19 protein-coding genes are annotated in these 21,335 nt (G+C 66.4%); 6 read left to right on the forward strand and 13 right to left on the reverse strand.

The annotated features are described in order from the left end of the window. Positions 1-94: 94 nt before the first annotated feature. The 3 genes from CI15_RS02360 to CI15_RS02370 form a co-directional block, all read right to left on the reverse strand. Positions 95-1,705, reverse strand: a complete 1,611-nt coding sequence (locus CI15_RS02360; RefSeq protein WP_062123992.1) for an FMN-binding glutamate synthase family protein — start codon at positions 1,703-1,705, stop codon at positions 95-97. A gap of 266 nt (positions 1,706-1,971) precedes the next feature. After that, positions 1,972-3,222: a tRNA 2-thiouridine(34) synthase MnmA gene (gene mnmA / locus CI15_RS02365; protein WP_062123994.1), complete on the reverse strand. Its 1,251-nt coding sequence runs from the start codon at positions 3,220-3,222 to the stop codon at positions 1,972-1,974. Positions 3,223-3,280: 58 nt separating this feature from the next. Further along, the gene (locus CI15_RS02370; RefSeq protein WP_062123996.1) at positions 3,281-3,760 is read right to left on the reverse strand and encodes an NUDIX hydrolase; all 480 of its coding nucleotides are present in this window, start codon (positions 3,758-3,760) and stop codon (positions 3,281-3,283) included. Between the two features lie 284 nt (positions 3,761-4,044). On the opposite strand from CI15_RS02370, the gene CI15_RS02375 reads away from it, so the two are divergent. The 3 genes from CI15_RS02375 to CI15_RS02385 are packed head-to-tail and all read left to right on the forward strand — an operon-like array spanning position 4,045 to position 6,978. Beyond that, positions 4,045-5,187 (forward strand): Re/Si-specific NAD(P)(+) transhydrogenase subunit alpha, encoded by a 1,143-nt coding sequence (locus CI15_RS02375; RefSeq protein WP_062123998.1) that lies wholly within the window; start codon positions 4,045-4,047, stop codon positions 5,185-5,187. 12 nt (positions 5,188-5,199) lie between these two features. Further along, on the forward strand, positions 5,200-5,526 hold the full coding sequence (locus CI15_RS02380) for an NAD(P) transhydrogenase subunit alpha part 2 (RefSeq protein WP_062124000.1): 327 nt from the start codon (positions 5,200-5,202) through the stop codon (positions 5,524-5,526). Further along, positions 5,527-6,978, forward strand: coding sequence for an NAD(P)(+) transhydrogenase (Re/Si-specific) subunit beta (locus CI15_RS02385; protein WP_062124001.1), 1,452 nt, complete (start codon positions 5,527-5,529; stop codon positions 6,976-6,978). It begins immediately after the preceding gene. A gap of 47 nt (positions 6,979-7,025) precedes the next feature. Here CI15_RS02385 and CI15_RS02390 read toward each other — a convergent pair whose 3' ends face one another. The 10 genes from CI15_RS02390 to CI15_RS02435 all read right to left on the reverse strand — a co-directional run bounded on the left by CI15_RS02390 (position 7,026) and on the right by CI15_RS02435 (position 18,828). After that, complete coding sequence (locus tag CI15_RS02390; protein WP_062124003.1) at positions 7,026-7,769, reverse strand: helix-turn-helix transcriptional regulator; 744 nt, start codon at positions 7,767-7,769, stop codon at positions 7,026-7,028. Between the two features lie 38 nt (positions 7,770-7,807). Then, positions 7,808-8,191, reverse strand: a complete 384-nt coding sequence (locus CI15_RS02395; protein WP_062124005.1) for a VOC family protein — start codon at positions 8,189-8,191, stop codon at positions 7,808-7,810. 113 nt (positions 8,192-8,304) lie between these two features. Further along, positions 8,305-9,855: a methyl-accepting chemotaxis protein gene (locus tag CI15_RS02400; RefSeq protein WP_062124007.1), complete on the reverse strand. Its 1,551-nt coding sequence runs from the start codon at positions 9,853-9,855 to the stop codon at positions 8,305-8,307. Positions 9,856-10,048: 193 nt separating this feature from the next. Continuing rightward, positions 10,049-11,140, reverse strand: a complete 1,092-nt coding sequence (locus CI15_RS02405; RefSeq protein ID WP_062124009.1) for an alpha/beta fold hydrolase — start codon at positions 11,138-11,140, stop codon at positions 10,049-10,051. Between the two features lie 167 nt (positions 11,141-11,307). Further along, entirely contained in the window at positions 11,308-12,591 is a 1,284-nt protein-coding gene (locus CI15_RS02410) for a THUMP domain-containing class I SAM-dependent RNA methyltransferase (RefSeq protein ID WP_062124011.1), read from the reverse strand. A 107-nt stretch (positions 12,592-12,698) separates the two neighbouring features. After that, entirely contained in the window at positions 12,699-14,858 is a 2,160-nt protein-coding gene (locus CI15_RS02415) for a site-specific recombinase (protein WP_062124013.1), read from the reverse strand. Positions 14,859-14,954: 96 nt separating this feature from the next. Beyond that, positions 14,955-15,728 (reverse strand): PqiC family protein, encoded by a 774-nt coding sequence (locus tag CI15_RS02420; RefSeq protein ID WP_062124015.1) that lies wholly within the window; start codon positions 15,726-15,728, stop codon positions 14,955-14,957. Continuing rightward, a complete protein-coding gene (locus tag CI15_RS02425) occupies positions 15,725-17,386 on the reverse strand; it encodes a PqiB family protein (RefSeq protein WP_062124017.1) in 1,662 nt (553 codons plus the stop codon). The genes CI15_RS02420 and CI15_RS02425 overlap by 4 nt, the downstream gene beginning before the upstream one ends. Beyond that, entirely contained in the window at positions 17,379-18,029 is a 651-nt protein-coding gene (locus CI15_RS02430) for a paraquat-inducible protein A (protein ID WP_062124020.1), read from the reverse strand. Before CI15_RS02430 ends, CI15_RS02425 begins: the two co-directional genes overlap by 8 nt. A 7-nt stretch (positions 18,030-18,036) precedes the next feature. Further along, the gene (locus CI15_RS02435; protein ID WP_062124021.1) at positions 18,037-18,828 is read right to left on the reverse strand and encodes a paraquat-inducible protein A; all 792 of its coding nucleotides are present in this window, start codon (positions 18,826-18,828) and stop codon (positions 18,037-18,039) included. A gap of 420 nt (positions 18,829-19,248) precedes the next feature. On the opposite strand from CI15_RS02435, the gene CI15_RS02440 reads away from it, so the two are divergent. The 3 genes from CI15_RS02440 to CI15_RS02450 all read left to right on the forward strand — a co-directional run bounded on the left by CI15_RS02440 (position 19,249) and on the right by CI15_RS02450 (position 21,058). Then, positions 19,249-19,809 carry a cytochrome b gene (locus CI15_RS02440; protein ID WP_062124023.1) on the forward strand — a complete coding sequence of 187 codons (561 nt, stop codon included), beginning with the start codon at positions 19,249-19,251 and terminating at the stop codon, positions 19,807-19,809. A gap of 8 nt (positions 19,810-19,817) precedes the next feature. Beyond that, positions 19,818-20,381, forward strand: a complete 564-nt coding sequence (locus tag CI15_RS02445) for a YceI family protein (protein ID WP_062124025.1) — start codon at positions 19,818-19,820, stop codon at positions 20,379-20,381. 110 nt (positions 20,382-20,491) lie between these two features. Continuing rightward, positions 20,492-21,058 (forward strand): YceI family protein, encoded by a 567-nt coding sequence (locus tag CI15_RS02450; protein ID WP_062124027.1) that lies wholly within the window; start codon positions 20,492-20,494, stop codon positions 21,056-21,058. Positions 21,059-21,335 lie beyond the last annotated feature (277 nt).

Below are 21,335 nucleotides of genomic sequence, written 5' to 3' on the forward strand. Positions count from 1 at the left end.
GGAAAGGGAAGGGCGCGGCCCGTTTTACGGGGACGGACGGACCGCGCTGCGGTTTTTCGGCGACAGGCTGGGCGGGAAGGGGCCGCGCGGCAGTTCAGCTCGCCGCCAGCTCGGCTTTCGGCGAGAACGAATCGCTTTGGGCGATCGGCCAGTACTTCTCGAACAGCGTATAGCGATAGGTGCCGTTGAGCAGATCGTTCGGTTCGAGATACTTGAGCAGATCCGACATCAGCCGTACCTCGTGCGACGACACGCGCCGCACGATGTGATGCGCGCGCAGCTCGGCCGGATGCCGGAGCCCGGCGGCCTGGATGATCTCGCGCAACGCGTGCAGCGTGTTGTGGTGGAAGTTGAAAACGCGATCGGCCTTGTCCGGCACAACCAGCGCGCGCTGGCGCACCGGGTCCTGGGTCGCCACACCAGTCGGGCAGCGGCCGGTGTGGCAGGTCTGCGCCTGGATGCAGCCGACCGCGAACATGAAACCGCGCGCCGCGTTGACCCAGTCCGCGCCGATCGCGAGCGTCTTCGCGATGTCGAACGCGGTGATCATCTTGCCGCTCGCGCCGATGCGGATGCGCTGGCGCAGGCCGATGCCGACCAGCGTGTTGTGCACGAGCAGCAGGCCTTCCTGCAACGGCACGCCGACGTGATCGGTGAATTCGAGCGGCGCCGCGCCCGTGCCGCCTTCCGCGCCGTCGACGACAATGAAGTCCGGCAGGATCCCCGTTTCCAGCATCGCCTTCGCGATGCCGAAGAATTCCCACGGATGCCCGATGCACAGCTTGAAGCCGGTGGGCTTGCCGCCCGACAGCGTGCGCAGCCGCTCGACGAATTCGAGCAGCCCGCGCGGCGTCGAGAATTCGGAGTGCGTCGCCGGCGAAATGCAATCGCGGCCCATCGGCACGCCGCGCGTCTCGGCGATTTCGGGCGTGATCTTGGCGGCCGGCAGCACGCCGCCGTGACCGGGCTTCGCGCCTTGCGACAGCTTCACCTCGATCATCTTCACCTGCGGCTCGGCGGCCTGCTTCGCGAACTTCTCCGCGTTGAAGGTGCCGCCGTCGTTACGGCAGCCGAAATAACCGGAAGCGATTTCCCAGATGATGTCGCCGCCATGCTCGCGGTGATACTTCGACATCGAGCCTTCGCCGGTGTCGTGCGCGAAGTTGCCTTTCTTCGCGCCGAGGTTCAGCGCCATGATCGCGTTGGCCGAGAGCGAGCCGAAGCTCATCGCCGAAACGTTGAAGATCGACATCGAATACGGCTTGGCGCGATCGGGGCCGACGACGATGCGAAAGTCGTGACCGTCGAGCGTGGTCGGCGCGAGCGAGTGGCTGATCCACTCGTGCGCGATCGCCTTCACGTCGATCCGTGTGCCGTACGGGCGGCTGTCGACGTCGTTCTTCGCGCGCTGATAGACGATGCTGCGTTGCGCGCGCGAGAACGGTTTCTCGTCGGTATCGTCTTCGACGAAATATTGACGGATCTCCGGGCGGATGAATTCGAAAATGAAGCGCAGGTGCCCCCACAGCGGGTAATTGCGCAGGATCGCGTGGCGCTGTTGCGTCAGGTCGAACACGCCGAGCGCGACCAGCGCGGCCGGCACGATGATCCAGAACCACGGCAGGCGATGCGTCGCGGCGAGCGCGACACACACCGCGGTGAGCACGATTGCGCACCACATGGCCAGATAGCGTCGAGAAAACATGGGGACTCCAGTGCAGTGAAGATCGATGCGGCGGGATCGTCCGCGCGAGGGGCGCGGGCGGAATCCGTCACGAAGGAAATCTGCCGGCTGCGGGTCGCGGCGTGGCGTGGGGCGGGGAGGCGCGAAGATAAGGCGTGCGAATGGAGGTCAAGCGTCGCACGCGAAGGTGAAGCGTGTGTGACTGCGCGAGGCGGGGCAAACCAGCAGCACGGCGCGCGGGTGTCGCAGTGGTAGGACCCGACCTCGCGCTCGCCGTGATGCATCGATCAACGCGCGCCGAGCAGCGCCGCTTTCTGGCGCGAGGGTTGCGGCTCGTCCTGCGGCTGGCCTTGCGGCTGCTTCGGCTTGTGCGCCTGCTTGCGGCGTTGCGCGCGCGTCTGTTTCGGCGTCTGATCCTGCGGCAGCTCGGCGGGCTGCCCGGTCATCGCGCGCTCGATGATGCCGCCGCCGAGGCATACGTCGCCGTCGTACAGCACCGCCGATTGCCCCGGCGTGACGGCCCACTGCGCGGCCTCGAAGTTGAGCTCGAACAGGCCTTCGCCCGCACTGCCAGCCGCCGCCTTGAACGTGCACGACGCGTCGGCCTGGCGGTAGCGTGTCTTCGCGCCGCACGCGAAGCCGTCGGCAGGCGGCTCGCCCGCGACCCAGCTCGTGTTGCCCGCCGCCAGCGTGTGGCACAGCAGCCACGGATGGTCGTGCCCCTGCGCGACGTACAGCGTATTGGTCGGAATATCCTTGCCCGCCGCGAACCACGGCTCGCCGCTGCCGTCCTTGCTGCCGCCGAGACCGATGCCCTTGCGCTGCCCGAACGTGTAGAACGCGAGGCCGATGTGCTCGCCGACGATCTTGCCGTCGGTGGTCTTCATCGGGCCCGGTTTGGTCGGCAGATAGCGGTTCAGGAAGTCGCGAAACGGCCGCTCGCCGATGAAGCAGATGCCGGTCGAGTCCTTCTTCTTCGCGTTGGGCAAGCCGATCTGCGCGGCGATTTCCCGCACTTTCGTCTTGGGAATCTCACCGAGCGGGAACAGCGTCTTCGACAACTGCGCCTGGTTCAACCGATGCAGGAAGTACGACTGGTCTTTCGTATGATCGAGCGCCTTCAGCAGTTCGAAGCGGCCATTGTTCTCGCGCACGCGCGCATAGTGGCCGGTCGCGATGGTTTCCGCGCCGAGCGACATCGCGTGATCGAGAAAGGCCTTGAACTTGATTTCGGCGTTGCACAGCACGTCGGGGTTTGGCGTGCGGCCGGCCGAATATTCGCGCAGGAACTCGGCGAACACGCGGTCCTTGTACTCGGCCGCGAAGTTGACCGCCTCGACGTCGATGCCGATCAGGTCCGCCACCGAGACCACGTCGATCCAGTCCTGCCGCGTCGAGCAGTATTCGCTGTCGTCGTCGTCTTCCCAGTTCTTCATGAACAGGCCGACCACGTCGTAGCCCTGTTCCTTCAGCAGCCACGCGGTGACCGACGAATCGACGCCGCCCGACATGCCTACTACGACTTTGCGCTTGCTCATAAGGTACTCACTGGGTGCTGCATCACTGCATGGATCGTGGGGGCCGCTCGTGACGGCCTTATTGCTTCGGCCCGACCGAATGCGTATGCACGAAGTCGAGCGGGAAACGCCGGCCGGCCAGGTAATCGTCGATGCACTGCATCACGAGCGGCGTGCGATGCCGCTCGGGGCATGCGCGCAGTTCGTCGGCGCTCATCCACAGCGTGCGGACGATGTCGGGATCGAGCGAACTCGCCGGGTCCGGCTCGCCGCCCCCGCCGCAATAGGTGAAGCGCAAGTACGTGGTGCCCGCGCGGCCCGGCCGCTCGAAGTGGGTCATGTACATGCCGACCAGCGCCTCGGGCGCGAACGGATGGGCGGTTTCCTCGAGCGTTTCGCGGACCACCGCTTCCAGCAGCGTTTCGCCCGCCTCGAGATGGCCGGCGGGCTGGTTCAGGCGCAGGCCGGCGGCGGTGTGTTCCTCGACCAGCAGGAAGCGCCCGTCACGCTCGACGATCGCCGCGACGGTCACGTGCGGCAGCCAGGTTTCCGGTTTCATGGCTGCGCATTTTACCGGTTATGCGCGCCGGCTGCCGGGCGGCGGGTCGGCGCCGGGCCGGGCTACGGCCGGCGGCGGCTGGCGGCGGGTTCGCAGCCGGTTCGTAGCAGGTTCGTGACAGATCGGCAACTGTTTTGGCGGTCTGCCGCGCATTCGCATCGACCCCGATTATGGCGAGCTGGCGGTTTCGGTTACAGTGGGGCCTGCGTTAGCCGTTGCATGTGCAAGCCGGCGAGCCTCGTCGGCGGATCTGTCGTCAAACAGGAAGTCGAGGAGAACCAACGATGCACATCGGAGTGCCAGCCGAGACGCGCGCGCATGAAACCCGCGTTGCCGCGACGCCCGAGACGGTCAAGAAGTACGCGGCGCAAGGCCACCGCGTCACGCTCCAGAGCGGCGCCGGCGCCGGCGCGAGCTTTCCCGATGAAGCCTATACGGCCGTGGGCGCGGAAATCGTCGATGCCGCCACCGCGTTCGGTGCCGATCTCGTCCTCAAAGTCCAATCCCCCACCGATTCCGAATTGCCGCTCCTGAAGCGCGGCGCGACCCTGGTCGGCATGCTCGATCCGTTCAACGCCGAGAACGCGGGCAAGCTCGCCGCGGCCGGCGTGACCGCGTTCGCGCTCGAAGCCGCGCCGCGCACGACGCGCGCGCAAAGCCTCGACGTGCTGTCGTCGCAGGCCAATATCGCCGGCTACAAGGCGGTGCTGCTCGCGGCGACGCTCTATCCCCGCTTCATGCCGATGCTGATGACCGCGGCCGGCACCGTGAAGGCCGCGCGCGTGCTGATTCTCGGCGCGGGCGTGGCCGGCCTGCAGGCGATCGCGACCGCCAAGCGCCTGGGCGCCGTGCTTGAAGCGTCCGACGTACGTCCGGCCGTGAAAGAGCAGATCGAATCGCTCGGCGCGAAGTTTCTCGATGTGCCCTATGAGACCGACGAAGAGCGCGAGGCCGCGCAGGGCGTCGGGGGCTATGCGCGGCCGATGCCGCCGTCGTGGCTCACGCGCCAGGCGGCGTTGGTCCACGAGCGCGCGAAGCAGGCCGACATCGTGATCTCGACCGCGCTGATTCCGGGCCGCGCCGCGCCGACGCTGATCTCGGTCGACATGGTGCAGGCGATGAAGCCGGGCTCGGTGATCGTCGATCTCGCGGCCGGCCGCGGCGCCGAATATGAAGGCAGGCGCGGCGGCAACTGTCCACTGACCGAGGCCGATCAGGTGGTGGTGCGCTATGGCGTGCAGATCGTCGGCTATACGAATCTGGCCGCGATGGTGCCCGCCGACGCTTCAGCGCTGTACGCGCGCAACCTGTTCGACTTCCTGAAGCTGATCGTCACGAAGGAAGGCCTGCTTAACATCGATCTCGCGGACGACATCGTCGCGGCCACGCTGCTGGCTCGCGACGGTCAGGTCACGCGCCAGGCATAGGAGAGGCCGAAGATGGAAGTCATCAATCACACAGTGATCAATCTGATCATCTTCGTGCTGGCGATCTATGTCGGCTATCACGTGGTCTGGAACGTCACGCCCGCGCTGCACACGCCGCTGATGGCCGTGACCAATGCGATCTCGGCGATCGTGATCGTCGGGGCGATGCTCGCGGCGGGTTTGACGGTCGGCAGCGCGGGCAAGTTCTTCGGCACGATCGCCGTGGCGCTCGCGGCCGTCAACGTGTTCGGCGGATTCCTCGTCACGCGGCGAATGCTGGAAATGTTCAAGAAGAAGGAACCGAAGAAGCTCCCGGCGGCTGGCAAGGAGGGTACGTAAATGAGCCTGAACGTCGTCACGCTGCTATATCTGATCGCCTCGGTCTGCTTCATCCAGGCGCTCAAGGGGCTGTCGAATCCGAAGACGGCACGCGTCGGCAATACCTTCGGCATGGTCGGCATGGCGATCGCGATTCTGACGACCATCGCGCTGATCTCGCGACAGGCCGAAGCGCTCGGCTCCAATCTCGGCCTCGGTCTCGGCTTGCTGCTGTTCGGGCTCGTGATCGGCGGCTCGGTCGGCGCGTTCGTCGCCGCGCGCGTCGAGATGACGAAGATGCCCGAACTCGTCGCGGCGATGCACTCGCTGATCGGTCTCGCGGCCGTGTGCATCGCGTACGCGGTCGTGTCGGAGCCGGCCGCGTTCGGCCTCGTCGATCCCGACGTGCCGATCGAGGGCTTCCTGCCGTACGGCAACCGCATCGAACTGTTCATCGGCACGTTCGTCGGTGCGATCACGTTCTCCGGTTCGGTGATCGCGTTCGGCAAGCTGTCGGGCAAGTACAAGTTCCGGCTGTTTCAGGGCGCGCCGGTGGTGTATGGCGGCCAGCATCTGATCAACCTGATGCTCGCGCTCGCCATGCTCGGCTTCGGCATCCTGTTCTTCCTCACGCAGTCGTGGCTGCCGTTCATCATCATGACGATCATCGCGTTCGTGCTCGGCGTGCTGATCATCATTCCGATCGGCGGCGCGGACATGCCGGTCGTCGTGTCGATGCTGAACTCGTACTCGGGCTGGGCGGCGGCGGGCATCGGCTTCTCGCTGAACAACGCGATGCTGATCATCGCGGGGTCGCTGGTGGGGTCCTCGGGTGCGATCCTGTCGTACATCATGTGCAAGGCCATGAACCGCTCGTTCTTCAACGTGATCCTCGGCGGTTTCGGCAACGAGCCGGGCGCGGCCGCGGCGGGTTCGGCGGAGCAGCGTCCGGTGAAATCCGGTTCGGCCGATGACGCATCGTTCATGCTCGGCAACGCCGAGACCGTCGTGATCGTGCCGGGCTACGGGCTCGCCGTGGCGCGCGCGCAGCATGCGCTGAAGGAGTTGACCGACAAGCTGGTCGAGAAGGGCATCGAGGTGAAGTATGCGATTCACCCGGTGGCCGGCCGCATGCCGGGTCACATGAACGTGCTGCTCGCGGAAGCCGAAGTGCCGTACGACATGGTCTTCGAGATGGACGACATCAACGGCGAGTTCGGCCAGGTCGACGTGGTGCTGGTGCTCGGCGCGAACGACGTGGTGAATCCCGCCGCGAAGAACGATCCGAAGTCGCCGATCGCGGGCATGCCGATCATCGAGGCGTACAAGGCGCGCACCGTGATCGTCAACAAGCGCTCGATGGCGGCGGGCTACGCCGGGCTCGACAACGACCTGTTCTACATGGACAAGACGATGATGGTGTTCGGCGACGCGAAGAAAGTGATCGAGGATATGGTGAAGTCGGTCGAGTAGAACGTTAGCCGTGACCTGGGGATCGCGGTGCGTCGCCGCGATCCCTTTTATCTGTTCGGCTTCGCGTTCAGATGCCGCAGCAAATCCGCGAGCCGTCGGCCTTCCTGATCGGGATACGATTCGAGCACTTCGAGATCGCGCATCTTCTCCAGCCCGAAATTGCGGAAGTCGCCGCGCAGTTCGCACCATGCGCCGAGCGTCCAGCGTGCTCCCCAGTACGCGAGCGCAAGCGGCCAGACGCGGCGCTCGGTGTCGGCGCCGGTCGCGTCGGTGTACGCGAAGCGCACCACCAGGCGCGTATCGATCGCGCGATGCAGCGTGTCGAGCTGCGTCGAAAAATCCCCCTTGATGTGAAACGACGGCGCGAAGATCGCGAGCCGTTCGAGCGTCGCGCGCTTGTCGGCGGGCATCGCCGAGGCGATCTTCGCCAGTGCGCCGCGCGCGCCGCTCGCGAAGCCCGCGCCGCCCCACGATTCGAGCATGCGCGCGCCGGCCGCGAGCGCGGCGAGTTCGTCGGCGGTGAAGGTGAGCGGCGGCAGGCTGGCCGAGCGCGACAAGCGGTAGCCGATGCCCGCTTCGCCTTCGATGGGCACCCCTGACAATTGCAGATCGCGTACGTCGCGATAGACGGTGCGTAGCGAGATGTTCAGCCAGTCGGCCAGTTGCTGCGCGGTGGTCAGGCGCCGGCCGCGCAGCAGCTCGGCGATCTGGAACAGGCGGTCGGCGCGGCGCGTCATCGTGGGCGTCGGGTAGGGAACGAGGGGGACGGTCCCGCGATGATAGCGCCGCATGGCGGCCTTCGGTCGGGTCGTGGCGACTGCAGGCGCGCTTAGCCGTTGGTGAGCGAATGCAGACCGACGCGGTTGCCTTCGGTATCGGTGAAGAACGCGATATAGCCGATGTCCTGCGGCAGCTTGATCACCGGACCGTCGGTCTTGCCGCCCGCCCGTTCGATCCGCGCCAGCGCGGCGTCGACGGTGGGCTGCGCGTTCAGATAGACGATCACGCCGTCGGCGGCGGGTGTCATCGACGGACTATGGACGATCGCGCCGCCGGTCGCGGGCTCCTCGTAGCCGAACACGGCGATCGGCTGGCCGCCGAAATCCTGACGGTTCAACGTGGTGTCGAGCGCGGCTTCGTAAAAGCGCACCGCGCGCTCGAAATCGACGGACGGAATCTCGAACCAGGCAACGAGTTTGGGCAATGCGGACATGACACTCTCCTTCGGTTGGCAGTAGGCCGTTCAAGCGCCGGATGGCGTGAGAAGGAGTGTGCGGGGGGGCTACTGACAGCGTGGTGGCAGTAGGGTAGGGCAACGCAACAGCGTCACTGCGCCGGCAACTGAAACACGCCCACCACCTCGCTCATGCGCGTGGCCTGCTCCTCGAGCGACGCCGCCGCGGCCGCGGCCTGCTCGACGAGCGCCGCGTTGCGCTGGGTGACTTCGTCCATCTGCGAGACGGCGCGGTTGACCTGCTCGATGCCGTCGCTCTGTTCTTCCGATGCGGCCGCGATCTCGGCCATGATGTCGGTCACGCGGCGCACCGCGTCGTTGATCTCCGTCATGGTCTTGCCGGCCCGGCCGACCAGTTCGGTGCCATTGCCGACGCGCTCGACCGATTCGCTGATCAGCGTCTTGATTTCCTTGGCCGCCGACGCGCTGCGTTGCGCCAGCGTGCGCACTTCACCCGCCACGACCGCGAAGCCGCGACCCTGTTCGCCGGCGCGCGCCGCTTCGACGGCGGCGTTCAGCGCGAGGATATTGGTCTGGAACGCAATGCCCTCGATCACGCCGATGATTTCCGCGATCTGCTTCGAGCTGGCGTCGATCTCGCCCATCGTCTTCACGACCTTCGAGACCACGTCGCTGCCCTCGGTGGTGACGCCGACCGCTGCCCGCGCGAGTTCGCTCGCCTGATGCGCGTTATCGGCATTCTGGCGCACGGTCGAGGTCAGCTCGGCCATGCTCGACGCGGTTTCCTCCAGCGACGCGGCCTGCTCTTCGGTGCGTTGCGACAGATCGGTGTTGCCCGCAGAGATCTGCGCGGTCGCGGTGGAAATGGACTGTGTGCCGTCGCGCACCGACAGCAGCGCTTGCCTGAGGCGCGACTGCATCGTGCGCAGGTCTTCCATCATGCGTCCCATCTCGTCGCGCGAATGCACGTCGATACGCCGGTTCAGATCGCCATTGGCAATCGCGCGGAAGTGGCCGGTGGCTTCTTCGAGCGGACCGGCGATCGACTTGCGCAGCGCATGCCATGCGAACGCGGCCATCGACAATCCCAGCACGAGGCCGACCGCGGCGATCGCGAGAATCGCGTGAAAGCGCTGCTGGGCGGCTTCGTAGCGCTCGCGCGCGCTGTCGCCCTGCATCTTCTCGAGCTTCGCGGAACGGTCCGTGATTTCGTTGAACGGGTCCGTCATCTGGTTCGAGATCAGATCGGCGAGCTGCGTGGTGTCGTGCCGCTCAATCGCGGCGAACACCTGCGCGACCGGGCCGTTCAGCGCCGCGGCCCGTTTAGCCTCGACCGCATCGGCGAGTTGCCGTTCCTGTGCATCCGAAGGCAGCGCGCGGTAGGCGGCCCAGGCGTTGTCGCCGATCGCGAACTGCTCGCGCGCGTGTTGCTCGAGGCTCGCAATGTCCGCACGATCCGGCTGGGCCGCGATGCGGTCGAGCACGAGCCGGCCGCGCGCGTAGAAGAAGTTGAACTTGCCGAGCGCGCTCGCCGACGCAAGCTCGTTGCTGTACAGCTCCTTCTGGTCGGCGTTGCTCAACGCAATGCCGGTGACGCCGAGCGCGGCGCCGATCGCCATCAGCAAGCCGAGAAAGCCCATCGCGAGGGCCAGACGCGTGCGGATCGTGAGGTTCGAAAACATGGATGCCTCGAAACAACGGAACGGGGAATGCGGCGTACCGGGACGGTACGCAGGTCATTAGGGTTTACGGCAAACGTTTGCAAATATGAAGGGCAGGATCGAAAGCGAGGGCGTTCGACGGAAGGGGAACAGCGGGGCAGGCGATTGCGGGACCGCTCGGCGAGTCGGTCCCGCGAAGGACGGTGCGGTGAATTCAGTGCGTGTTGCCGGTATCGCTCAGCAACTGCGCGAGGTACGGCTTCCACACTTCCGGATGAGCCAGCGTCTGGTGGCCGTACGAATGCGCGGTCTCCGGCATCTCGACGAAGCCGCCGTTCGGCACGGCCTTCATCTCACGCTGCATCACGCCGAGGTCAGCGGCATTGATCAGGTCGTCGGCAAAATTGACGGCGAACAGCCGCGCGCGAATCTTCGACAACTCCGGCGCGGGGTTGTAGTCCCACGACGACTCGAACCAGTACAGCACGTCGTTGGCGTCGGTCTTGCCGGCGTTGTCGACGAGCGTGTCATAGGTCTTCGAGGACGCGTCGCGCGTGGGCGCTTCGCTTTGCATGCGCGCCGGGTTGTTGGTGATCAGCGTGAAAATCGGCATCACGCGGGTCCACTGGCCCGGTTGCGCCGCGTAGTCGCCGCCCTGCCAGCCCGGGTCGTTGCGAATCGCGCCGACGATCATCTGACGCCACAGCCAGTTGCGCCCGGCCATCGCGATCGGTTGGCTCGCGATCGGCATCAACGCGTCGGCCATCTGCGGATAGCGCTCGCCCCACATCCAGGTCTGCATGCCACCCATCGACGTGCCGAGCACGAGGCGCAGATGCTGGACCTGCAAGCCCTCGACGAGCAGCCGATGGTTCGCCTCGACGACGTCGCCATAACCGTAGTGCGGGAAGCGCGCGTGCATGCCGTCGCTCGGCTTGCTCGAACCGCCGCGGCCGAGGCCGTCGGGGATCACGATGAAATAGCGGCTCGTGTCGAGCGGCTGGCCCGCGGCGAACAGTTCGCGCTGCATCGTCGGTGTCAGGTAGGCCTTGCCGGTACCCGTGGTGCCGTGCAACAGCAGGACCGCATTGTCGATCTCGCCGTGCGCATCGCGGTGCGGTGTGCCGAGCGTCACGTAGTGAATACGGATCTCCGGCAACGAGGTGCCGTCGGCGAACTGGAAGTCGTGCTCGGTGAAATCGGCCGCCTGCGCGGAAGCGGGTTCGGCGGTCGCAGCGTGGGCCGGCACGAGGCCGGTCAGTGCGCACATTCCTGCAGTGGCCAGCAGGGATGCGAAGCGGATCATGTGTGTTGTCCTGTCGATATGGGGACAGGAAGAATACCGTAACCGTGCCCGCACGCGCGGTGACGCGCTCAGCTGGCGCAATAAAAAACCGCGGCTCGAGGACCGCGGTTTTCATCTCAACGACGAGGATAACGACAACGACAGCGCGCTGCCCGCTCGACGCTGCCTCAAGCGGCCGGCGTCTCGCCCTGCGGACGCTGCCGCACGCTGCCCGCGATCAGATCGAAGCGGAACAGCCGGCATTCGAGCGCGCCGTTAAAGAGTGGCGTCTTCGTCGATTCGCGCAAGCGCAGTTGGCCCGGCAGCTTGCGATCCGACGTCAGGATGAACGCATGCCATCCAGTGAAGCGCTGCTTCAACGCATTGCCGAGCAACTGGAAGAACTCGCTGTCCGGCGCTTCTTCCTGAACGCGGCGAAAGCCGTCGTCGTCGCGATTGCCGCGGCCTTCGCGAAGCTCGCCGCGCGCATTGCGGCCGCGCACTTCGATCCGCTCGCCATACGGCGGATTCGCGACGAGGATGCCCGGTGCCGAGCTGGGCGGCGCCATGTCGCGCGCGTCGAGCTGCTTGAGCGCGATGGCCGGCAAACCGGCGCGTTCGAAGTTCGCGCGGGCTTTTTCGAGCATGTCGCCGGAGATGTCGCTGCCGAAAATCTGCAGATCGGCGCGCGAGCTGCGCGCCGCGTTTTTCGCTTCGAGCGCGGCGCCCTTCAGCGCTTGCCAGCTGCGCGCCTCGAACTGTTTGAGCTTCTCGAAGCCGAAGCGTCGCTCGACGCCCGGCGCGATGTTCAACGCGACCTGCGCTGCTTCCGCGAGGAACGTGCCGCTGCCGCACATCGGATCGTAGAGCGGCGTGCCGGCCTGCCAGCCGGTCAGACGCAGAATGCCCGCCGCGAGGTTTTCGCGCAGCGGCGCCGCGCCCTTGTCCAGGCGCCAGCCGCGCTTGAACAGCGGATCGCCCGAGGTGTCGAGGTACAGCGTGCAGTCGGTCGCGGTCAGGAACGCGAACACGCGCACGTCGGGCATCGCGGTGTCGATGCTCGGCCGCGCGCCGCTTTTTTCACGCAGACGATCGCAGATTGCATCCTTCACGCGCAGCGTCGTGAACTCGAGGCTGCGCAGCGGCGACTTGATCGCGGTCACATCGACGCGCAGCGTCTCGTGCGCGGAGAACCACTGCTCCCAGCGCTGTTCGAGCGCGAGCGCGTAGATGTCCTGCTCGCTGCGATAGGGGCGCTGCGCGATCTTCAGCAGCACGCGGCTCGCCAGACGCGAGTGCAGATTGGCCGCCATACCGGCGGCCCAGCCGCCGCGGAAATGCACGCCGCCCGGCACCTGGGCGCCCGCCGTGAAGGCGGCGCCGTCCAGATGCTGGGCGGCAATTTCGGCGAGTTCGGCCGCGAGCGGAGCTTCGAGCCCGCGCGGACAAGGAAGGAAGAAATCGAAGGACATTGAGGTTGCCGGAAGGCGTTGGATAAGGCGCTATTGTACGCGGTCGGGGTCGGCGGCCCGACGCGATCGGCGCGCCGGGGCGTCCGCTGACGTCCTCTGGACTCGCGTCAGCTGGTCTCGCGTACCGCCTTGGCCGGCCACACCAGCTCCAGCGGATGCCGCCTGAGCCGTTGCCAGATCGCCCCGCGCAGCGAGCGCACCGCACTGCCCCGCAAATCGCGCGATTTCGTCGCCATGTAAAACGCCAGCGCAAAGCTCACGGCGACGTTGAGTATCGCCATGCTGCCGACGCCCGCCACCGCCCACCACAGCGCCGGCATCTTCAGCGCGCTTTCGCCGAGCACGCCGATGGCCACGCCGATCGAGCCCGCGGAGAGCGTCACGTGACGCACGTCGAACTTGAAGGCGAACGCGGTCAGGATGACCGGCACGAGCCCGAGCATCAGGCCGAGCGTGACATTGCCGACCACGCCCGCGACGTTCGCGCGGCAGAAACGCGCGAGGCGGTCGGCAGCGGCGACGCCGAGCGTCATGCGCAGGCGCCGGTTGTAGGCGAGCGCGTCGGCGACGCGATGCAGGATGAACCAGTTGTCCGCCCAGCCCGCGAGAAGGCTCGACGACCACAGCAGCACGCCGGTCAGCGCCGCATAGAACGGCGTCGGCCCGAGCAGCGAGAACGACTGCAGCGTCGCGATGGCCTTGTCGGCCGAAATCAGATCGTGGTTGAACATCGCGCTCCACAGCAGATCCACGCAAAGACTGACGGGGAACACCACCAGTACGTTGCCGAGCACCGCGGCGGCCTGCGTGCGCATCAGCGCGGTCACCGAGCTCACGAAACTGTCGACGCCCGCTGGCGTGTCCGCGCCGTCGAGTTCACGCGCGAGCGTCGGCGCGGTCATCGCGGGCTGCTTGGTCGCGAGCGAAAAGTGCAGAAAGTGCATCAGCAGAAAGCTCGCCGCGTAGTTGAAGCCGGCGAGCACGCCTTCGAGCATCGCGTGCAGATGCGCGCCCGTGATGCCGAACTTCACGCACACGGTGACGACGGTCACGAGTCCGCCGCCGGCCGCCATTTGCATCATCTTCAGATACTCGGCGCGATCGCGCGCGATGTAATGTTCGCCAGTATCCGCGCTGTACTCGACGATCTTGCGCGCGAGCAGCGAAGAATTGCTGCGCGCGAGATGCGCGACGCTCTGGCTCGCCTGATTCGCGCGCACGAGCTCGGCGGTCAGACGCGCGGCCGCGCGCAGATCGTGCTGCGCCATCCACGCATCGAGCAGATGCTCGGCGCGCTCGATGCGCATGCGCATGCGCTGGACCTGAAACACGATGTCCACGCTCACGCCGTTGCGGTACAGGTGCGCGAATACGTTGTCGGTCGCGCAGCGGCATTCGTCGAGCAGCAGCCGCAGATAGTTGACCTCGCGCAGCAGCGGCTCCTGCGGGCCGCCCGCCGCGGACGCATCGTGCGCGGCTTCGACCGCGAGCATCGCGCGGGTGAGGCGGTAGAACGGCTGATTTTCCATCGCGGCGCGCACGTCGCTGCCATTGGCGGTGCGTGCGTCGCGCGTGTCGTCAAGGCGGTCGTCGGTGCGCTCGCCGCCGAGGCGGCTGCGCACGGTTTGCGACAAACCGGTCGAACTGATCTGGCAGGTCAGGTTGTGCAGCGCGGCCAACAGGTCGAGCGAGAAGGGCGTGCTGTCGCGCTGGTCTTCTTCGTCATCGGGCGCGTAATCGAATAGCGCGTGGATGCGCGCGAGCAGATCGGTGGGCAGCGTGTCGATCCATTCGGCGTCACGCTCGGCGTTGAACATCAGCGTGACGATCGCCGTGAGGTCGCGGCGGTTCGGCGCGGGTGGAATCAGCGACGCTTCGAGACGCTCGAATACCGCGCCGAAGAAGCCCGAATGCACGGGCATGCCGGCGTCGCACAGTAGCGAGAGGCCGTCGCTTTCGCGTAGGAGCGCGCGCAGAATGCCGGCGACGTGCGCCTTCCACGCGGGGTTTCGGTCGAGCACGCGCAGCAGGTAGCGGATGCGCGTGTGCGCGGGGTCGGACTGCGGGGCGGCGGTGTCGGCGGTGTCAGTTGCAGCGGGCCGCACAGCATGACCGCGGCGAATCCAGTGTGCGAGTTCGATCAGCCATTCGCTGCGTTCCGCATAGGGCGCGCGCTTGTCCGCGATCGCGAGCAGCGTGTCGAGCTGATGACCGCCGTCGCGCGATGCGCGCCATTTTTTGACCAGTCGTTTGATCGAGTCGAACATGGGTTCTTCCTGCGTAGGCTCGCGCAATCGGCTCGACTGCAAAATGTTGCGAGCACGCGCCGGCCGAAGCGGGGCTTCGAGACCGGCGCGGCTCGATCAGGCGCCGGCTGCCGCGGCCGGTGATGCGGCAGGACAGGGCGGCACGACCGGCGCCGCTGCCGGCCTCGCCGAAGACGACGCCTTGCCCGGCGTGGCCGGGGTAGAAACGGCAGCCGCCGCCATCGCCCGCACGCCGGCCGCGATCTGCGTCGACACTTCCGCGAGTGCGCGCCGATGTCCATCGACGAGCGCGTCATACCCGCCGCCGACCGTCTCGCTGACCACGCTGCGGCACGTCATCACCGCATTGCTGCGCACGGCCCGCACGCTCCATACCGCGTCGAGCAACGCATGCGAGCCGGGCCACGATTCGAAGCGCTGCACGTTCATCGCGATCCGGTACACGGCCACGTCGTCGGGGCGCGCGGTGCCGAACGCATCGATGGTGCCGAGCTGCTGCGTCAGATTCGTCGACAGCGCGCGCCGGATTTCATCGCCGGGCAGCGAGGCCCAGCGCTCCTGTTCGAGCAACTGCACCTGAGTCGGCCCGGTCTGCACGACCAGCTGATTTCTGGCCACTTGCGGCGGCACGTTGACCGGGGCGACTTCGATCAGCCACGCCGGCGCGACACCCGTGCGCGCGACGGCCGGCGTGCCACCCGTCGCGGCGGCGCCTGCGCTGTCCGCGCCGCCCAACGTATAGAAACGGCTCGACGGCGTCGAGCACGCCGCGATGGCGAGCGCCGCGGCCAGCGCGCCGCCATACACGACGCCGCGTACGGCACCGCGCACGAGCGCGCGCGGCGGGCGGGGGAGCCGGGCAAGCATCATGGTTTATCTCCTGATTTACCGCGCAACAGCGATTCGGGATGACGCTCGAGGTAATCCGACAGTGCGTTCAGCGATTGCAACGTGCGCGTCAGTTCCTGCAGCGCCTGATGGACGTCGGACTGCAACGGCGAGTCCTGCTGCAGGGTCGCCTGGGCCGAACTGAAGGTCTGCTTCGCGGCGCTCAAGGTATCGCGCGCCTGCGGCACGACTTCCTTGTCGAGACGCGTGAACAGCTGGTCGGCGTTCTTCAGCGCGCTGTTCAGGTTGTCGCCGATCTGGTCGAACGGCACCTTGTCGAGCTTCTTCGCAATGTCGGCGACTTGAAGCTGCAATTCGTCGAGCGTGTTCGGAATGGTCGGCAGCTCGAGCGGGTCGCTCGTCACGTCGACCTTGGCCGGCGCCGCTTTCGGGAAGATATCGAGCGCCACATACAGCTGGCTCGTGATCAGATTGCCGGTGCGCAGCTGGCCGCGCAGGCCGTGCCTGACCAGTTCCTGCAGCATGTTCTGGCCGGCGAGCGTGCCCGGCTGCGGCGCGGTCTCGCGGAAGCGCTTGCCGAGGCGGTCCGGGTACACGTTCATCGTGACCGGCATCGTGAAGCTCTGCGTCTTCGGATCGTAGTCGATGCCGATATTGGTCACCTGGCCGAGCACGATGCCCCGGAAGTCGACCGGCGCGCCGATCGACAGCCCGCGCAGCGACTGGTTGAAGTTCATCACGACGCGCAAGGGGATGCCGTCCGGTTCGCGCATCGCGTCCGCTTCGTCGGAGCCGAGGCGGAACGTCTTGTTGTTCGGCGCCTGTGGGCCCATGTTCTGGCCTGGCGGCGACTGGAACGACAGACCGCCGACGATCACCGTCGCGAGCGACTGCGTGTTCAGCTTGAAGCCGCTCGAATCGAGCCGCAGATCGACGCCGCTCGCATGCCACCAGCGCGTGTTGGTGCCGACGTACTGGTCGAACGGCGACGACACGAATACCTGCATCGTCACGCCGGTGCCGTCCTTGTCGAGCGAGAAGCCGACCACCTGGCCCACCTGCACGCGCCGGTAGAAGATCGGCGAGCCGATGTCGATCGAGCCGAGCGAATCGCCGTGCAGCGTGTACTGGCGGCCTTTCTGGTCGCCGGTGATGGGCGGCGGCGTCTCGAGACCGACGAAGTTGCTCGCGCTGTCGCTCGAGCGGCCCGCGTCGGCGCCGATGTAGGCGCCCGAGAGCAGCGTGGTCAAGCCCGACACGCCGCTCGCGCCGACGCGCGGACGCACCACCCAGAAGCGCGAGTCCTTGACCGCGAACTGCCCGCCTTCCTTGGTCAGCTGCACCTGCACGAGCACGTGCGACAGATCTTGCGACAGCGTGATCGTCTTCACCGAGCCGACGGTGACGTCCTTGTACTTGACCTGGGTCTTGCCCGGTTCGAGCCCTTCCGCACTGGTGAAACTGATCGTGATCACGGGCCCGCGCTCGGTCACCGACTTGATCACGAGCGCGATGCCGATCAGCGCGGCGATCAGCGGAATCACCCAGACGAGCGAAGGCAACCAGCGGCTGCGTGGCTCGATGTCGGGGTCGGGCAGTTGGGGCGGCAGTCTGGGTCCGTTCGAATCGCTGCGCGGCGCGTCATCGGAGGCGGGCGTCGGTCCTTGCGGGCTAGTCATGGTGAAGATCCTGAGGTTTTGGGGTACTGCCTTCCACGGGGTCCCAGATGAGTCGTGGATCGAATTGCATGGAGGCCAACATCGTCAGGATCACGACCGAGCCGAACGCGATCGCGCCCGGTCCGGCCGTGATCACGGCCAGCGATTTGAAGCGCACCAGCGCCACGGTGAGCGTGACGACGAACACGTCGAGCATCGACCAGCGGCCGATCCGCTCGACCATCCGGTACAGCGTCGTGCGCTGCTGCGGGCGCCAGCGCGAGCGGCGCTGCGCCGTGACGGTGAGCAGCACCAGCACCGAGAGCTTCAGCATCGGCACCATGATGCTGGCGATGAACACGATCACCGCGAGCGGCCAGTCGCCCGAAGTCCAGAAATAGACGACGCCGCTCATGATCGTGTCGTCCTCGGAGCCGAGCAGCGACGACGTGTGCATCACGGGCAGCAGGTTGGCGGGAATATACAGCAGCGCCGCGGCGATCAGCAGCGCCCACGTGCGCATCAGACTGTCGGGGTTGCGCGAGTGCAGGTGCGCGCCGCAGCGGCTGCAGTGCTGCGGCGTGACCGAGCGGATGCGCGCCTCGACGCGCCCGCACGAATGACAGGAGACGAGGCCCGAGCGTCTTGCGGTGACGTATTTCATCGCGGGCTCATCCTTCGCGCGGCGTGGGCGGCAAGCCGGGCGGAGCGGCGCCCGCTGGGCGATCCGACGGGCCGTCAGCGGCGCCACCGGCCGGCTCAGCGATGCTCGCGGACGGCGCCGGCGGAGCGGCGAGCGGGCCGACCGCGAGCGCCGCGCTGTCGGCTGAGGTGCGCGGCAAGGGCCGGTCGCCACGCGCGTCGATTTCATCGGCGAGGTCCCACAGCACGCGCGGATCGAACGTGACGACGACCGCGAACATCAGCGTCAGCGCGCCGAACGCGAACAGCGCCGCTTCGGGAATCACGCGCGCGAGGCTCACCATCTTCACGATCGTGATCAGCACGCCGAGCATGAACACTTCGATCATGCCCCACGGCCGCACGAACTGGATCGCGCGCAGCACGCGGTTGAAGTGCGCGGGCACGTAGCCGGCGCGCAGCGGCACCAGCACGTACAGCAGCGCGACGAGTTCGGTCAGCGGAAAGAGGATCGTCGAGCAGAACACCATCACGGCGACGATCTGCATGTCCTCGCCCCACAGCGCGACGAGCGCGCCGAACAGCGTGGTCTGCGAGGTGATGCCGTTGGCGTCGAGTTCGACGATCGGAAAGCCCTGCGCGATCACGAATGTGATCAGGGCGGCGAGCGTCAGCGCGCAGATCGCGTCGAGCTTGCGCGAGACGCCGCGATAGAGCGTCGCGCCGCAGCGCGGACAGCGCGCGGCGGTGCGCCCGACAAGCCGTGGCTTGCGGAACAGCGTATCGCATTCATGGCACGCGATCAGGTTGTCATGTTCCATACGGCGGATGGGCTAACGACGTGGTGGCGGCGTGCAAGGCCTGTTTTCGATGAGGAGGCAGGCGGCGGTGAGCAGCAATAGTACCAAACGCGCCCCCGCGAGCGGCGTGAAGCGCGCCTGGCGCGGGGTTTGGCCCGGTCGCCGGGGAACCGGGGCTTTCCCGTCCCCGATTTTTTGAGCACGCCGGCGTCGGAGCGAACCCGCCGGGGCGTTGTGTCGCAATATCCGGACCCGTCGCTCCGATGCGCTTCTGCCAGCTTTTCGCGCTTGGGGTAGCATGGCGGCCTTAGCGTCCTCGGCGGCCGTTGCTGGCGCTGATGCCCGCCCCGTCGGCCGCGCGCCATGTCGCTGAATGGCGATGAGCACGGAATAGGTGGCCGCGGCGCGCCGTTAACTTCTACCAGCTTGCGTTGATCTGTCATGACACTGAATCCATCGTTCGATACCCAGCAGTCGTACACGCGGACCGCCATCGCGTTTCACTGGCTGATCGCGCTCCTGATCGTCTGCGGCTTTGCGCTCGGCTGGGTGATGACCGACATCCCGGGCTTCACGCCGACCAAGCTGCGCTATTTCTCGTGGCACAAATGGATCGGCGTGACCGTGTTCGCGCTCGCGATCGTGCGCATCCTGTGGCGCGCGACCCACGGCGCGCCGGCGATGCCGAGCGGCATGCCGAACTGGCAGCGCGGCGCCGCGCATCTCGTGCATCTGCTGCTGTACGTGCTGATGATCGTGATTCCCGCGTCCGGCTATCTGTATAGCTCGGCGGCGAACGTGCCGGTCGTCTATCTCGGGCTGATTCCGCTGCCGCGCCTGATCGCGCCCGATCCGCACCTGAAGGAAGTGCTGAAGAACCTGCACATCGCGCTGAACTACACGCTGCTGGTGCTGGTCGCGCTGCACGTCGCGGGCGCGCTGAAGCATCAATGGCTGGATCGCGACGGCCTGCTGTCGCGCATGCTCCCTTTCCTCAAATAAGGACAACCATGAAGGTCTCGTTTTATCGCTACATGCTCGCCGCCTTCGCGGCCGCGTCGCTCTCCGCCGCGGGCGCGGCGCTTGCGCAGGTCGACGTCGCGAAGAGCTCGGTGACGGCCACCTCGAAGCAGATGAACGTGCCGGTCGAAGGCAAGTTCGGCAAGTTCACCGCCCAGCTCAGCTTCGATCCGGCCAAGCCGGCGGCCGGTAGCGCGCAGATCGACATCGACGTCGGCAGCTACGACCTCGGCGACGAGAGCTACAACGAGCAGGTGCGCGGCAAGGACTGGTTCGACGCGAAGACCTGGCCGAGCGCGACGTTCGTGTCGAGCGCGATCGCGCCGGCCGGCGGCAACCAGTTCAAGGTGACCGGCAAGCTGACCATCAAGGGCAAGTCGGAGACCGTCGTGGTGCCGGTCACGGTGAGCCAGCAGGGCGCGACGCGGACCTTCGACGGCGCGCTGCCGATCAAGCGCTCGCAGTTCGACGTCGGCACTGGCGAATGGAAGGACACGTCGGTCGTCGCCGACGAGGTCGTGATCAAGTTTCATATCGTCGCCGCGCACAAGTAACCCGCGCGGCGTTCGCGATGTCTGCCGCGCCACGTGGGGCGCGGCCGCTTTTCCATCGCAGGTTGCACCGCGATTTTCAACGCAAACAGGAGCACGAATTGAAAACGTCCATGTTGATCGCAGTTGGCGCGCTGGCTTCGTCGCTGTCGCTAGGCGCCTTCGCCGCCGACACCTATACGCTTGATCCGATGCATACGTTTCCGAGCTTCGAGGCCGATCACTTCGGCGGTCTGTCGATCTGGCGCGGCAAGTTCACGAAGACCACCGGCACGGTGACGCTCGATCGCGCGGCCAAAACCGGCACCGTCGACGTGAGCGTCGATCCTGCTTCGGTGCAGACCGGCAACCCGAAGCTCGACGAGCATCTGAAGTCCCCCGAGTTCTTCGACGTCGAGAAGTATCCGAGCGTGACCTACAAAGGCACGCAGATAAAGTTCGATGGCGACAAGCCGGTCGAGGTGATCGGCACGCTGACGATTCGCGGCATCACGAAGCCGGTGAATCTGAAGATCGATTCGTTCAAGTGCATGCAGCATCCGGTGCTCAAGCGCGAAGTGTGCGGCGTCGAGGCCAGCACCGAATTCAATCGCGCCGATTACGGCATGGACTTCGGTGCGAAGTACGGCTTCAGCATGCAGACGCGCTTGCATATCCAGTCGGAAGGCATCAAGCAGTAGCAAGCGCGCTCCCGCCTTGGCAACTGGCGGCGCGCGCTGCGCCGCAACACGAAAACCGCTTCGGTCGTTCGCCGACGAAGCGGTTTTTTTTTATCGCCTGTCGCGACCGCCGCGCCCGCCGCGCCCATACGGGGCGGGCATCGTCCATTTGCCGCTCGCGTCACTTTTATTTTTTCAGTTAAATAGAGCGCATCGAGTCATGCCGGCGGTGCGCGTTGCCGGTGCGGCCAGCGCGGGCGTCATGCGTTCGCGTCGATAACTATTTCGCGCAGCACAG

Origin of the sequence: Paraburkholderia monticola (assembly GCF_001580545.1) — a bacterium.
Lineage (GTDB): Bacteria > Pseudomonadota > Gammaproteobacteria > Burkholderiales > Burkholderiaceae > Paraburkholderia > Paraburkholderia monticola.

Bases quoted from the DNA above. Each gene is read 5' to 3' on its own strand.
- CI15_RS02430 (WP_062124020.1), bottom strand. From the start codon at position 18,029: ATGAAATACGTCACCGCAAGACGCTCGGGCCTCGTCTCCTGTCATTCG.
- CI15_RS02440 (WP_062124023.1), top strand. From the start codon at position 19,249: ATGACACTGAATCCATCGTTCGATACCCAGCAGTCGTACACGCGGACC.
- CI15_RS02390 (WP_062124003.1), bottom strand. From the start codon at position 7,769: ATGCGGCGCTATCATCGCGGGACCGTCCCCCTCGTTCCCTACCCGACG.
- CI15_RS02435 (WP_062124021.1), bottom strand. From the start codon at position 18,828: ATGGAACATGACAACCTGATCGCGTGCCATGAATGCGATACGCTGTTC.
- CI15_RS02415 (WP_062124013.1), bottom strand. From the start codon at position 14,858: ATGTTCGACTCGATCAAACGACTGGTCAAAAAATGGCGCGCATCGCGC.
- CI15_RS02445 (WP_062124025.1), top strand. From the start codon at position 19,818: ATGAAGGTCTCGTTTTATCGCTACATGCTCGCCGCCTTCGCGGCCGCG.
- CI15_RS02400 (WP_062124007.1), bottom strand. From the start codon at position 9,855: ATGTTTTCGAACCTCACGATCCGCACGCGTCTGGCCCTCGCGATGGGC.
- CI15_RS02370 (WP_062123996.1), bottom strand. From the start codon at position 3,760: ATGAAACCGGAAACCTGGCTGCCGCACGTGACCGTCGCGGCGATCGTC.
- CI15_RS02420 (WP_062124015.1), bottom strand. From the start codon at position 15,728: ATGATGCTTGCCCGGCTCCCCCGCCCGCCGCGCGCGCTCGTGCGCGGT.
- CI15_RS02410 (WP_062124011.1), bottom strand. From the start codon at position 12,591: ATGTCCTTCGATTTCTTCCTTCCTTGTCCGCGCGGGCTCGAAGCTCCG.
- CI15_RS02380 (WP_062124000.1), top strand. From the start codon at position 5,200: ATGGAAGTCATCAATCACACAGTGATCAATCTGATCATCTTCGTGCTG.
- CI15_RS02385 (WP_062124001.1), top strand. From the start codon at position 5,527: ATGAGCCTGAACGTCGTCACGCTGCTATATCTGATCGCCTCGGTCTGC.
- CI15_RS02450 (WP_062124027.1), top strand. From the start codon at position 20,492: ATGTTGATCGCAGTTGGCGCGCTGGCTTCGTCGCTGTCGCTAGGCGCC.
- CI15_RS02395 (WP_062124005.1), bottom strand. From the start codon at position 8,191: ATGTCCGCATTGCCCAAACTCGTTGCCTGGTTCGAGATTCCGTCCGTC.
- CI15_RS02425 (WP_062124017.1), bottom strand. From the start codon at position 17,386: ATGACTAGCCCGCAAGGACCGACGCCCGCCTCCGATGACGCGCCGCGC.
- mnmA (WP_062123994.1), bottom strand. From the start codon at position 3,222: ATGAGCAAGCGCAAAGTCGTAGTAGGCATGTCGGGCGGCGTCGATTCG.
- CI15_RS02405 (WP_062124009.1), bottom strand. From the start codon at position 11,140: ATGATCCGCTTCGCATCCCTGCTGGCCACTGCAGGAATGTGCGCACTG.
- CI15_RS02360 (WP_062123992.1), bottom strand. From the start codon at position 1,705: ATGTTTTCTCGACGCTATCTGGCCATGTGGTGCGCAATCGTGCTCACC.
- CI15_RS02375 (WP_062123998.1), top strand. From the start codon at position 4,045: ATGCACATCGGAGTGCCAGCCGAGACGCGCGCGCATGAAACCCGCGTT.